The organism is Gordonia sp. LMA167 (assembly GCF_058130025.1).
The window spans coordinates 6,105,494-6,118,185 of record NZ_CM176708.1 but is presented as its reverse complement, the minus strand read 5'-3'; the positions used below and the strand labels follow the sequence as shown (position 1 = coordinate 6,118,185).

13 protein-coding genes are annotated in these 12,692 nt (G+C 68.2%); 10 read left to right on the top strand and 3 right to left on the bottom strand.

Annotated features, from left to right (window positions below; translation table 11 throughout):
- Positions 1 to 105 precede the first annotated feature (105 nt).
- The 6 genes from hemL to ccsB all read left to right on the top strand — a co-directional run bounded on the left by hemL (position 106) and on the right by ccsB (position 6,400).
- Entirely contained in the window at positions 106 to 1,425 is a 1,320-nt protein-coding gene (hemL, locus tag ACVT6V_RS27435; protein ID WP_489897213.1) for a glutamate-1-semialdehyde 2,1-aminomutase, read from the top strand.
- Positions 1,426 to 1,439: 14 nt separating this feature from the next.
- A complete protein-coding gene (locus ACVT6V_RS27430; RefSeq protein WP_489897212.1) occupies positions 1,440 to 2,069 on the top strand; it encodes a histidine phosphatase family protein in 630 nt (209 codons plus the stop codon).
- Between the two features lie 24 nt (positions 2,070 to 2,093).
- Positions 2,094 to 2,723 carry a TlpA family protein disulfide reductase gene (locus ACVT6V_RS27425; protein WP_489897211.1) on the top strand — a complete coding sequence of 210 codons (630 nt, stop codon included), beginning with the start codon at positions 2,094 to 2,096 and terminating at the stop codon, positions 2,721 to 2,723.
- A complete protein-coding gene (locus tag ACVT6V_RS27420; protein ID WP_489897210.1) occupies positions 2,720 to 3,526 on the top strand; it encodes a cytochrome c biogenesis CcdA family protein in 807 nt (268 codons plus the stop codon). Before ACVT6V_RS27425 ends, ACVT6V_RS27420 begins: the two co-directional genes overlap by 4 nt.
- Positions 3,523 to 5,304: a cytochrome c biogenesis protein ResB gene (resB, locus tag ACVT6V_RS27415; protein ID WP_489897209.1), complete on the top strand. Its 1,782-nt coding sequence runs from the start codon at positions 3,523 to 3,525 to the stop codon at positions 5,302 to 5,304. The genes ACVT6V_RS27420 and resB overlap by 4 nt, the downstream gene beginning before the upstream one ends.
- A 79-nt stretch (positions 5,305 to 5,383) precedes the next feature.
- Positions 5,384 to 6,400 (top strand): c-type cytochrome biogenesis protein CcsB, encoded by a 1,017-nt coding sequence (gene ccsB / locus ACVT6V_RS27410; RefSeq protein ID WP_489897208.1) that lies wholly within the window; start codon positions 5,384 to 5,386, stop codon positions 6,398 to 6,400.
- A gap of 42 nt (positions 6,401 to 6,442) precedes the next feature.
- On the opposite strand, the gene ACVT6V_RS27405 is transcribed toward ccsB, so the two are convergent.
- The 3 genes from ACVT6V_RS27405 to ACVT6V_RS27395 all read right to left on the bottom strand — a co-directional run bounded on the left by ACVT6V_RS27405 (position 6,443) and on the right by ACVT6V_RS27395 (position 7,573).
- Positions 6,443 to 6,913, bottom strand: a complete 471-nt coding sequence (locus ACVT6V_RS27405) for a helix-turn-helix domain-containing protein (protein WP_489897207.1) — start codon at positions 6,911 to 6,913, stop codon at positions 6,443 to 6,445.
- Positions 6,914 to 7,049: 136 nt separating this feature from the next.
- Entirely contained in the window at positions 7,050 to 7,262 is a 213-nt protein-coding gene (locus ACVT6V_RS27400) for a hypothetical protein (protein ID WP_489897206.1), read from the bottom strand.
- A 95-nt stretch (positions 7,263 to 7,357) separates the two neighbouring features.
- Positions 7,358 to 7,573 (bottom strand): BldC family transcriptional regulator, encoded by a 216-nt coding sequence (locus tag ACVT6V_RS27395; RefSeq protein ID WP_489897205.1) that lies wholly within the window; start codon positions 7,571 to 7,573, stop codon positions 7,358 to 7,360.
- A 218-nt stretch (positions 7,574 to 7,791) separates the two neighbouring features.
- Here ACVT6V_RS27395 and ACVT6V_RS27390 point away from each other — a divergent pair, with 218 nt between their 5' ends.
- The 4 genes from ACVT6V_RS27390 to ACVT6V_RS27375 all read left to right on the top strand — a co-directional run bounded on the left by ACVT6V_RS27390 (position 7,792) and on the right by ACVT6V_RS27375 (position 12,672).
- Positions 7,792 to 8,100, top strand: a complete 309-nt coding sequence (locus ACVT6V_RS27390) for a DUF4229 domain-containing protein (protein ID WP_489897204.1) — start codon at positions 7,792 to 7,794, stop codon at positions 8,098 to 8,100.
- A 7-nt stretch (positions 8,101 to 8,107) separates the two neighbouring features.
- Complete coding sequence (cds1, locus tag ACVT6V_RS27385) at positions 8,108 to 9,247, top strand: L-cysteine desulfhydrase Cds1 (RefSeq protein ID WP_489897203.1); 1,140 nt, start codon at positions 8,108 to 8,110, stop codon at positions 9,245 to 9,247.
- A 237-nt stretch (positions 9,248 to 9,484) separates the two neighbouring features.
- Positions 9,485 to 10,114 carry an ABC transporter ATP-binding protein gene (locus ACVT6V_RS27380; RefSeq protein WP_489901038.1) on the top strand — a complete coding sequence of 210 codons (630 nt, stop codon included), beginning with the start codon at positions 9,485 to 9,487 and terminating at the stop codon, positions 10,112 to 10,114.
- On the top strand, positions 10,111 to 12,672 hold the full coding sequence (locus ACVT6V_RS27375) for an FtsX-like permease family protein (RefSeq protein ID WP_489897202.1): 2,562 nt from the start codon (positions 10,111 to 10,113) through the stop codon (positions 12,670 to 12,672). The genes ACVT6V_RS27380 and ACVT6V_RS27375 overlap by 4 nt, the downstream gene beginning before the upstream one ends.
- Positions 12,673 to 12,692: the final 20 nt, after the last annotated feature.

Genomic DNA, 12,692 nt, shown 5'->3' with positions numbered 1-12,692 from the left:
TTGGGACGAAGCTCGCCTTAGGCGGAGACCGATCGCCGCGCGCGATGCGGTTCGGGTCCGCAACAGGATTTGGGACGCGCCGACGCGTTTGGAACACTGGAGGCCGTGACCCGATCCGCTGATGTCGCCGCGAAGTCCGCAGCGCTGTTCCGCCGCGCTGAACAGGCCATCCCGGGAGGGGTCAATTCCCCGGTCCGCGCGTTCTCCGCGGTCGGCGGCGACCCCCGGTTCATCGCCTCCGCGAGTGGCTGCCATCTGACGGATGTCGACGGCAACGACTACGTCGACCTGGTCTGTTCCTGGGGTCCGATGATCCTCGGACACGCCCACCCCGCCGTCGTCGAGGCGGTGCAACAGGCCGCGGTCGGCGGATTGTCGTTCGGCGCGCCCACCGAGGCGGAGATCGAACTGGCCGAGGAGATCATCGACCGCGTCGACCCCGTCGAGCGCGTGCGACTGGTCAACTCCGGGACCGAGGCCACCATGTCGGCGATCCGGCTGGCCCGCGGATTCACCGAACGGCCCAAGATCATCAAGTTCTCCGGCTGTTATCACGGTCACGTCGACGCGCTGCTCGCCGACGCCGGGTCCGGTGTCGCGACGCTCGGACTGCCCACCTCGCCCGGGGTGACCGGCGCCGCCGCCCACGACACCATCGTGCTGCCCTACAACGACCTCAAGGCCGTCGCGAAGGCGTTCGAGGAGTTCGGCCACGAGATCGCCGCCGTGATCACCGAGGCCGCCGCCGGCAACATGGGTGCGGTCGCACCGCACGACGGATTCAACGCCGGCCTGCGTGAACTCACCCGACGACACGGCGCCCTGCTGATCATCGACGAGGTCATGACCGGTTTCCGGGTCAGCCCCGCCGGCTGGTACGGCCTCGAGGGCGTCGGCGGCGACCTCTACACGTTCGGCAAGGTGATGAGCGGCGGCCTGCCCGCCGCGGCGTTCGGCGGGCGCGCCGACGTCATGGAGCGCCTCGCCCCCACCGGACCCGTCTATCAGGCGGGCACCCTGTCGGGGAATCCGGTCGCCGTCGCGGCCGGGCTGGCCACCCTGCGCCACGCCGACGCCGACACCTACCGGGCCCTCGACGCCAACGCCGACCGTCTGGAGACGCTGATCGCCGACGCCCTCACCACGGCCGGTGTCGCGCACCGGGTCCAGCGGGCCGGCAACATGCTCAGCGTCTTCTTCACCGACCGGACCGACCCGATCGCCGACTACGCGGGCGTCAAGGCGACCGAGACCTGGCGTTTCGCCCCGTTCTTCCACGCTCTGCTGGACCGCGGTGTGTACGCACCACCGAGCGCGTTCGAGGCGTGGTTTGTGTCTGCCGCGTTGGACGAGGATGCTTTCGCACGAATCGCGGACGCGCTGCCGGCCGCCGCCGACGCCGCAGCAGCGGCAACCAAGAGCTGACCGGGGGAGACTCGATGACGAACACGATCGTCCACATGATGCGACACGGCGAGGTCAACAACCCCGACGGCATCCTCTACGGTCGCCTGCCCGGGTTCCGGCTGTCCTCCGATGGGCGGGCACAGGCGCAGAAGGTCGCCGACACCCTCGCCGACCACGACATCACCGCGGTGTTCGCGTCGCCGTTGCAGCGCGCCCAGGAGACGGCGACCCCGATCGCCGCCGCCCACGGCCTGTCGATCGTCACCAACGAGGAACTCATCGAGGCCGACAACGTCTTCGAGGGCCTCAAGGTCTCGGTCGGCGACGGTGCTCTGAGCAAGCCACGGCACTGGCCGAAGCTGCGTGACCCGTTCACCCCGTCGTGGGGCGAGCCCTACATCCAGCTGGCCCATCGCATGCTCGCCGCCGCCAACAAGGCGCGCGACGCCGCCCGCGGCCACGAGGCGGTGTGCGTCAGCCACCAGCTGCCCGTCTACACGCTGCGGCGTTTCCTCGAGGGGCAGCGTCTGTGGCACGATCCGCGTCGTCGGCAGTGTTCGCTGGCGTCGTTGACCAGCCTGATCTACGAGGGCGATGCGCTCGTCGACATCATCTACTCCGAGCCCGCCGGGTCCTCGGACCCGTTGGCCACGGGGGCATGATCCGGCCGGTGCGATAGGACGAGTGTGCGTAAGTTTTCCCTGCTGCTGGCGGTGTTGGCGGTCCTGGTCGGTGTGACCAGCGGCTGCGGCACCGGCGACGACGCGGTGGCGCAGGGCGACACCTTCCAGTTCGTCTCGCCCGGCGGGCAGACCGTCATCACCTACCCGCCGGCACAGCGCAAGCGGGTCGCCGAACTGTCCGGGCCCGACCTGGTCACCGACACACCGCTCGCACTCGGTGACGAGCAGTTCCGCGATGAGGTCGTCGTCATCAACGTGTGGGGCTCGTGGTGCGGTCCGTGCCGCGGCGAGGCCGACGATCTGGAACGCGTCTACGAGCAGACCAAGGACCTGGGCGTCGGTTTCCTCGGCATCAACCTGCGCGACGACCGGCAGTCGGCCAAGGACTTCGTCGCCGACCGCAGCGTCGGCTACCCGTCCATCTACGACTTCGACGGCATGACCCTGGCCGCGCTCACCACCCCGACCGCCGTCGTGCCGACCACCGTCATCCTCGACCGGCAGCACCGTCCGGCCGTGGTGTTCCTCAAGGCGCTCACCGCCGACGAACTCGACGCCGAGGTCCGCAAGGTCGCCGCCGAGGAGCCTCGTGACTCCGCGTCTGCGACGACCCCCGCGGCGGGTGCCCCATGATCGACCTCGCTCCGCAGGCCGCCATCGGCGACACCTTCGCCACCACCGTGTCCAGCGGCCCGCTGCTCCTCGCGCTGGCCGCGTGCGTGATCGCCGGCCTCGTCTCGTTCGCGTCCCCGTGCGTTGTGCCCCTGGTGCCCGGCTACCTGTCGTATCTGGCGGGCCTGGTGGGCGCCGAGGCGCCCGCGGTCACCGTCGGCGAACCGGCCAAACAAGGCCGATCCCGAGTGGCGATCGCAGCCGCACTGTTCGTCCTCGGCTTCACCGTGATCTTCGTCGCCGCCACCGCCAGCGTGCTCGGCATCACCAGCACCTTCGTGGTGAATCGTGAACTGCTGCAACGTATCGGCGGGGTCATCACCATCGTGATGGGTCTGGTCTTCATCGGTCTCGTGCCGATGCTGCAACACGAGTTCCGGTTCGCGCCGCGGCGGATGTCGAACATCGTCGGCGCCCCGCTGCTCGGTGCCGTGTTCGCGCTCGGGTGGACACCGTGCCTCGGCCCGACGCTGGCCGCGGTGATCGCCACCGCCAGCGGAACCGAGGGCGCCACCGCCGCCAAGGGCGTGGCGCTGATCGTCGCCTACTGCGCAGGTCTGGGTATCCCGTTCGTCGTCCTGGCCTTCTCGTCGGCCTGGGCGTTGCGCAGCCTCGGATGGCTGCGTAATCATGCGCGGCTGATCCAGATCTTCGGCGGCATCATGCTCATCGCCGTCGGTATCGCGCTGGTGACCGGGGCGTGGGATCAGTTCATCGTCTGGGTGCGCGACGCCTTCATCACCGACACGGAGCTACCGGTATGACAGACGTCGACCTGACCCCCGCAACGCAGCCGCAGACCCCCGGTCCGACGCCGCCGCACTGGCTGCGCCGCCGTGTGCTGTGGCCGGCCCGTAACCTGTGGCGCTCGCTCACCTCGATGCGTACCGCGCTGATCCTGCTGTTCCTGCTGGCGCTGGCCGCGATCCCCGGGGCGCTCCTGCCGCAGCGATCGCTCAACGAGCAGAAGACGCTGGCCTACATCGACGACCACGGCTGGGTCGGGCAGACGATGGACCGCCTGCAGCTGTTCGACGTCTTCTCCAGCACCTGGTTCACCGCCATCTACGTCCTGCTGTTCATCTCGCTGGTCGGCTGCCTCACCCCGCGGATGATCGAGCACTTCCACAGCCTGCGGGCCAAGCCGGTCGCCGCGCCGCGCAACCTCGGGCGGCTGCCGCGCCACGTCACCATCGAGGTCGACGGTGACCCGGAGGAGATCGCGGAGCGGATCTCGCGGAATCTGCGTGGGTGGCGACGGGTGATCTCGATACGCCCCTCCGCAAGCTCCGGGGCTACTCGATCAGCGGAGGGACGCCCGTCGGCGAGCTCCGGGGCTACTCGATCAGCGGAGGGACGCCCGTCGGCGGAGGGCGACGTCGTCGAGGTCTCCGCAGAGAAGGGCTATCTGCGGGAGTTCGGCAACCTCGTGTTCCACTTCGCCCTGCTCGCGCTGCTGGTGGCGATCGCGGTCGGCAAGCTCTACGGCTACGAGGGCACGCGCAGCCTCGTCGCCGACGGCGAGCAGGGCCTGTGCAACACCTCCACCGCGGTCTACGACTCGTTCCGTGCCGGCAACCTCGTCGACGGCACCGACCTGGCGCCGTTCTGCTTCCGCGTTGACAGTTTCGACGCGACGTTCCTGCCCAACGGGCAGCCCAGCATGTACACCGCCAAGGTCCGCTACACCGAGAACACCACCGCCTCCGACCCGTCGACCTGGTCGTCGACGACGGTCAAGGTGAACGACCCGCTGCGCGTCGCCGGTGACCGTGTCTATGTGCTCGGCAACGGCTTTGCGCCCACCTTCACGGTCACCTTCCCGAACGGTGAGCAGCGCACCCAGACGGTGCTGTTCATCCCGGAGGAGATGCAGACGATGTTGTCGTCGGGTGCGGCGCGGTTCGACACCCCGGCCGGGCTGTACCCGAACGAGGACGAACGGCGATCGCATCAGGTCGCGCTGGAGGGCTTGTTCGCGCCGACGGCCAACTATCACGGCACGCTGCTGAACTCGTCATCCCCGGTGCCGTCGGATCCGGCGGTCGCTATCCGCATCTACGAGGGCGACACCGGGCTGGACACCGGTAAACCGCAGAACGCCTACTCGTTGGACCAGTCGTTGATCGAACAGGGACGCCTGCAACGAAAGGCGCAGGTGAACCTGTCGCAGGGACAGACGCACACCCTGCCCGACGGGACGTCGGTGCGGTTCGACGGCTATCAGCGCTGGGTATCGGTACAGGTGTCCCACGATCCGACGCAGGTGTGGGTCCTGGTGTCGGCGATCGTGATGCTCGGCGGACTGCTGGTCTCGTTGTTGATCCGGCGTCGTCGGATCTGGGCCCGATTGGTGCCGGTCGACGCATCGGTTTCCGGCGGCAGCGGCGAACGACGTACTGTAGTAGAAATCGCGGGACTGGCACGGACCGATCAGGCGGGCTGGGGCGAAGGCTTCGAGGATCAGGCGCACGGCCTGGTGATCGACCCCGACGACCCGGCCGCCGCACGCAGATCACGGTGGCAGCGGCGACGGCTGTAACGCAGCAGACCAGAAGCGCAGGCGACCGGTGACACGGTCAGACCTGTAGCGCACGCAAACGAGCGGGAGGACGAGTGCCATGAACACGGGCTCGGTGCATGTCGACGAGACATTGGCGCGATACTCGGATCTGTTGTTCGGCACCGCGATCACGATCTACGTGCTCGCGATGCTGCTGTTCCTCGCCGCGCTCGCGAGCGCCCGCGGTCGCAAGCTCGCCCCGGCGGCGCAGCTTGTCGGCGCGGGTGGCTCGACGATCGCCGTCGACGACCGCGCCCCGGGCCGGGTCGACGAGGCGCCGCGCCGCAGTTTCGGTGAACGCCTCGGCGCCATGGCCTATCCGGTCGTCATCGTCGGCGTGATCGCCCACATCGCCTCGATCGTGCTGCGCGGGTTCGCGACCGATCGTGCGCCGTGGGGCAACATGTACGAGTTCATCTCGCTGACCTGCGCGGCGTGCGTGCTGGCGGCGCTCGTGGTGCTGCGCAAGCCGGAGCATCGTCCGCTGCTGTCGTTCGTGCTGCTGCCGGTGTCGCTGCTGATGTTCATCGGCGGCCGCTGGCTCTACACGCAGGCCGCACCGGTCGTGCCGGCGCTGAAGTCCTACTGGCTGGCCATCCACGTCTCGATCATCTCGGTGTCGTCCGGCGTCCTGCTCGTGTCGGGCGTCGCCAGCATGCTGTACCTGATCAAGATGCGGTGGGGTCGTCCGGACGGCGACGACCTGGCCGCTGCCGGCAAGGGGTTGGCCGCCGGGACGCGCCGCGTCATCGATCGCATCCCGAGCGCCGACGCGCTGGACCGGCTCGCCTACAAATGTGTGGTCTTCGGTTTCCCGCTGTTCGGTCTCGGCGTGATCTGCGGCGCCATCTGGGCCGAGTCGGCGTGGGGCCGGTTCTGGGGCTGGGACCCCAAGGAGACGGTGTCGTTCATCGCCTGGGTCATCTACGCGGCCTATCTGCACGCACGTGCGACGGCCGGCTGGCGCAGCAACGCCGCGGCGTGGATCAACGTCGCCGGCTTCATCGCGCTGCTGTTCAACCTGTTCATCATCAACCTGGTGGTCTCCGGCCTGCATTCCTACGCCGGCCTGTAGACCCGGTCGTCACGCCCGGCGAGCCCGGTCGGGAACTCGCCGCTATGCGGTACCCTGATCGTCTTCGCGGTCGATGTTCTCCTGCGCCTGCGCCTTGACCACCTTCAGCAGGTCGATCAGGACGTCGATGGTGTCCGGGCAGATCCGGCGCACGTCGATGCCGGACAGATGGGTGCCGGTGGTGGCCAGCATCTGCACGTAGTCGCGTTGCTGGCGGACACGTTCGAGATCCTCGTCCGGATTGGACAGGAAGTACGTGACGCTCACCTCGAAGGCCCTCGAGATCGCTTCGACGGTGCGGAACGACGGAGTCCGGGCCTTGCCGGTGCGGAGCTGGGAGATGTAGGCGTCCGACAGTGAGTAGCCGAGCAGGTTGGCGCGCTCGGCGATCTTCTTGCCGGTGTAGGGCACGCCGTTCTCGTCGCGCGAATGCTCGAAGAGGTAGCCGAGCTTCTCCGCGAAACTGGAGTCGTCGTCCTGCGCCGAGTCGGCGCGTGTGTCACCGGATGTCAACGCTGATCATCCCCGAATGATTGGTTGATCTCGTGCACCTTTCGCGAGTCGCATCCCCCACTGCGCAATGAGAAGGAGATTACCCTACCTCAGGGTAGGGTTCGCGGCGTGCGATGGCGGTCGGTGAAAGTGCAGGTCAGGTGTCGTCGCCGTCGGCCCCGTTGCCACCGCGGGTCCGGTGGTCGAGGTCGCGGAGAAAGTCGGGATCGTCGTCGGGGCCGACCGGGCCGGAAGGCCGGCGCTGGGGTCGTTCGTCGCGATGCTCCGAGTCGTTGAGCTGGGGGCCGAAGGCACGCCACAACAGAAAAGCAATCGCGGCGATGCCGATCATGGCGAACAGAAACGTCATGGCAACCTCCCGTAAACCAGACTACGTGAGGTTGCCACGATGCGGGTAAGCCCCGCCTGAGTAGATGCCGCCGGGCGTCCCTGGGTGCGTACCGCTCAGTGAGTGCGGCGGTTCAGCAGTTCGACGACGTCGGCCTCGCGGAATCGACGGTGCCCGCCGGGAGTGCGGATCGAGCCGAGCAGACCCGAGCTGGCCCATCGGGCGACCGTCTTCGGGTTGACGTTGAACATGGATGCGACTTGACCGGGGGTCAGGGTGTGCTGACTGGCAAGTCCGGGAGTGATGATGCCGGCTGTGTCGGTGATGGTCACTGTTGTTCCTCTCATCTCCGCCTGCACCCGAGATTCGGGTGGGATGTCTCATGGATACACGGCCAACACCCGGGTACTCGAACAGTCAGCAATTGGTAAAGAGAGTGCAAAACCGACATTTCGGGTGACGCAAGTGGTGCAAAAGCGGCGCAGAGGCGCCGGTCACCCCCTGCGGACGGCCTGGTCATCGCACATCGAACGCGCAGTACCCTGTACCCGTGACGGAAGACAAACCAGCCAACGCATCTGTCGGCAGCGTGGCGCTCGCGGTGGCGCTCTACACCCTGGCGCGGCTGGCGCTCGTCGTGGTGGTGGCCGCGATCATCATGGGTATCGGCGCGATCGCCGGGGTGAAGGTGCCGCTGCTCGTGGCGGCCGTGTTCGGTGTGCTGATCGCTCTTCCGCTGGGCATGGTGCTGTTCAAGAAGCTCCGTCTGCGCGTCAACTCGCAGATCGCCGCCGTCGACGACGCCCGCCGCAGCCGGCACGACGACCTGCAGTCGCGGCTGCGCGGACCGTCCGACTGACCGCCCGGTGAAGCCCACCAAGATCGTCGATCACCGCGGCGACCGGGCGTGGTCGGAGAATGCGGTCCGGCTGATCGAGGCCGACGGACGGCGCAGCGCCGACACCCACCTGCATCGGCTGAACCTGCCGGAGTGGTCGCGCTGGACTGACGACGACGGCCACGAGACCGGCATCGAGCTCTACCTCAAGGACGAGAGCACCCACCCGACCGGTTCGCTCAAGCACCGGCTGGCCCGATCGCTGTTCCTGTATGCGATCTGCAACGGCTGGGTCACCGAGGGCACCCCGGTCATCGAGGCGTCGTCGGGCTCTACGGCGGTCAGTGAGGCCTACTTCGCGAAACTGATCGGTGTCCCGTTCATCGCGGTGATGGCGTCGAGCACGTCGCCGTCGAAGACCGCTCTCATCGAGCGCGAGGGCGGCGAATGTCACCTCGTCGAGCGTGCCGGCGACGTCTACGCCGAGGCGCTGCGACTCGAGGCGGAGCTGGGCGGGCATTTCATCGACCAGTTCACGATGGCCGAACGTGCCACCGACTGGCGCGGCAACAACAACATCGCCGAGTCGATCTTCGCGCAGATGTCGGACGAGGATCACCCGATCCCGACGTGGATCGTGGTAGGCGCGGGCACGGGCGGAACGTCGGCGACGCTGGGACGCTACGTGCGGTATCGCCGCCATCCCACCTGGCTGGCCGTGGTGGACCCGGAGAACTCGGTGTTCCTGCCCGCCTACCGCACCGCCGACGGAACACTGACCTCCGAGCTCGGGTCCCGCATCGAGGGCATCGGCCGTCCGCGGGTCGAACCGTCCTTCGTCTCCCAGGTCATCGACCGGATGATCGGCGTCCCCGACGACGCCTCCATCGCGACCGCCCGCTACTTCAGTGACCGCCTCGGCCGGCGCGTCGGCGGATCGACCGGCACCAACCTGTGGGGAGCGTTGCAACTCGTCGCCGAGATGGCCGCCGGTCGGCGCGCCGGCAGCGTCGTCACCCTGCTCTGCGACTCGGGAGACCGTTACGGGAACACCTATTTCGACGACGACTGGCTCGACGCACAGGGGTTCGACCTGACCGAGGCGACCGCCGTGCTCGACGAATTCCTCGCGACCGGCCGCTGGACCGGCGCGGTGTCCACCGACTGACCTAGTCGGGGTTCTTCCACTGCTTCTTCGATCATCCGTCTGAAATACCCTGCGACGAGCGGAATTGCGGGGACGAACCCGGCGGTCCAGGGGTCGGCGCGCGGGCGACGCCCTCAACCCGGGCCGCGGCGCCCGTCTACTTAGGGTTACCTCACCGGAGTGGGCTACGATGCGGCTGTGAGTGATGTCGCGGGGGAACCGCTGGTCAAAGCTGTCGATCTGGTGCGCGAGTACCGGATGGGTGATGAGCGGGTGCGGGCCCTGGACGGGTTGAACCTCTCGTTGGACGGCGGCCAGTTCGCGTCGATCGTCGGTCCGTCCGGGGCCGGGAAGTCCACCTTGCTGCACGTCCTGGGTGCGCTGGACACCCCGACATCGGGAACCATCACCGTCGACGGCACCGACCTCGGCTCGCTCGACGACGAACGGGCATCGGCGTTCCGACGTCACCGGGTCGGCTTCGTCTTCCAGTTCTTCAACCTCGTCCCGACGATGTCGGCGTGGGAGAACGTGGCACTGCCACGTCTGCTGGACAGCCAATCACTGCGCAAGGCCAAACCCCGCGCCGTCGAACTGCTCGAACGCGTGGGCCTCGGCGACCGCGTGAACCACCGGCCGTCGGAACTGTCGGGCGGACAGATGCAGCGCGTGGCCATCGCACGTTCGCTCATCATGGACCCGACGATCCTGCTCGCCGACGAACCGACCGGCAACCTGGACTCCAAGACCGGTGACTCGGTGCTCGAACTGCTGTCGGAGGTCGCGCACGACACTCCCGACCGGCTCGTGGTGATGGTCACGCACGACCCGCACGCCGCCAACGTCGCCGACACCACGATCACGGTGCGTGACGGGAAGATCGCGTGACCGAGACGTCGACGCGGGCGAACCCCGTTCGGTCGGTCGCGTCCGGGCTCTCACGGATCCGGGTGCTCAACCTCCGCGAGATCCGCACCCACCGGCTGCGGGTGTTCACGTCGCTGTCGGTGGTGATCGTCGCCTCGGCCCTGCTGATCTCGGTGCTCGGCCTGTACGGGTCGCTGACCGAGTCGGTGCGCCAGGTCAACGCCGCCATCGCCGGGACCGCGCAGGTGGAGGTCGCGGCCATCGCCGACTCCGGCATCGATGACAAACTGGCCGCCGAGATCCGCAGAGACGTGCCCGACGCCAAGTCGGTGGTGCCGCTGATCCGCGACTCGGTGGTCATCGACGACCACAACGTCGCCCTGCTCGGTTCGGACTTCCGGGTCACCGCGCTGTCCGGAGACCTGCGACAAGCGGTGTCGCAGGAACAATCCTCGGGTCTGACCGAGCGTGACCTCGACGACGGGATCGTCGTCGGCGCGGCGACCGGCCTGCGCAAGGATCAGCGGCTGACGATCAACGGTGTCCCGGTGCGAGTGGTCTCGGTGATCGACGGCGACCAGGGCGCGGTGCTCAACAACGGCAAATTCATCTTCGCCTACCTCGGTCTCGCGCAAGAGTTGGCGTCGCGGGAGGGCAAGGTCGACTCGATCCTCATCGTCACCCAACCCGGCGCCGACGTCGCGACGGTCAAGTCCGAGGTGGCGCGCGTCGTCGACGGCCGAGCCGTGGTGGTCGACCCCGATTTCCGCGCCAAGCAAGCCGAGGTGGCCAGTTCGGTGACCCGCGACGCCACACTGCTGGTGTCGCTCATCTCGCTGGTCATCGCCGGGTTCCTGGTGTTCAACACGATGAACATGGCGGTCGCGTCGCGGCGGCAGGCGCTGGCGATGATGCGGGCGCTGGGTGCGCGGCGCGGCCACCTCGTCGGTGACCTGCTGGGGGAGTCGGCGCTGTTCGGTCTGGTCGGCGGGGCGATCGGTGTGCCGATCGGCATCCTCGCGGGCCGGTGGGCGATCGGTCGCATCCCGGAGGCCGACACCGACGAGATGGCCACCGTCATCAGCTATCACCTGCCCGGTTACGCGCCGGTGATCGCGATCGTCGCATGCGTCCTGGCCTGTGTGGCGGCGACCTCACTGGCCGCGCGATCCGTGTTCGCGGTGTCCCCGGTGGAGGCGATGGTCGCCGGCGAGGTCGCCGACGGCACCACGAAGAGCAGCCGTGCGGTGTGGATCTCCGCGGTGGTCGGTGTGGTGCTGCTGATCGCGTCGTGGTTCGTCGCGACGGACGTGCCCGGTCGGCCGGCGATTCTCGCGGGCGCCGTCTATGCCGTCGGTGGACTGTTGCTCTGCTACGCGCTCACCCGGCCGTTGGTGGCACTGGTCGTCGGGCTGACACGGCGGTTCCGCGGACCCGGACAGCTCGCCGCGGTGAACACCGAACGCGCCCCGCGTCGCGCGTGGGCGACCCTGATGACCGTCGCCGTCGCGGTGGCGGTGGGGATGGGCACCTCGGGTGCGTTGGACAATCTCGTCGGTTCGATCTCGAATTCCCTTGACGGCCTGGCCGACCCGGATTTCTATGTGTCGTCGGCGGACAGCGGCGGGTTGCCGACCGGTCCGCCGTTGCCGACCGCGATCAAGCCGGCGGTCGAGCAGGTCCCCGGAGTCACCCAGGTCGTCGGAGCGCAGTGGGCGGCGGTGAACATCGGCGAGGCGCGCGCCTACGTCCAGGGCCTCGAACCCGATTCGATGGCACCCTTCGTGAAGAAGGCGGACCCGGCGGCACTGCGGCAGGTCGTCGCGGGTGACGGGATTCTGCTGTCCAACGTGCTCGCCCGCACGCTCGACGTCGGGGTGGGGGACACGCTGCGGATGGCTACGCCGAGTGGCTATCGCGACATCGTCGTCCGCGACACCGTCAACTACCTGTCCATCGGATCGGGTACAGCTGCGATGTCGAATACGTTGCTGTCACAGTGGTTCGATCGCCCCGGCGACACCTATCTGCAGGTGTCCACCGACCCGAACGCCGACCAGGAGCAGATCCGGCAACGGCTCGAGGCGATCGCGGCGGCCAACCCATCCGTCGGTGGGCGCCAGGTGTATGTGCACTCCGGCGCCCAGGCGCTGGAGGCCGCGCAGATGCAGGCGCAGCAGGCGGGCGCATTCACGGTGGCCATCCAATGGATCGTGGCGCTCGCCGCCGCCGTCGCGCTCCTGAATACGTTGCTGCTGTCGGTCATCGAACGCCGCCGCGAGCTCGGGGTGCTGCGCGCGATGGGTGCCTCGCGCCGGTTCGTCTCCCGGATGGTGGTCGCCGAGGCTGCGGGAGTCGCCCTGATCGGATCGTTGACCGGCCTGATCCTGGGCAGCGCCCTGCACTTCCTGTCCGACAAGATCCTTTCCGCGACAACGTCGATCGACATCCAGTACTCGCCCCGACCCACCACCCTGCTCTTCGTCGCGGTCGCCTGCATCCTCTGCATCGGCGGCGCGCTGATCCCGGCGATGCGCGCGTCGAGGATGAACATCAGTGGGTCGATCCTGAACGAGTAGCTCGGCGGCCCCGGCCGGGC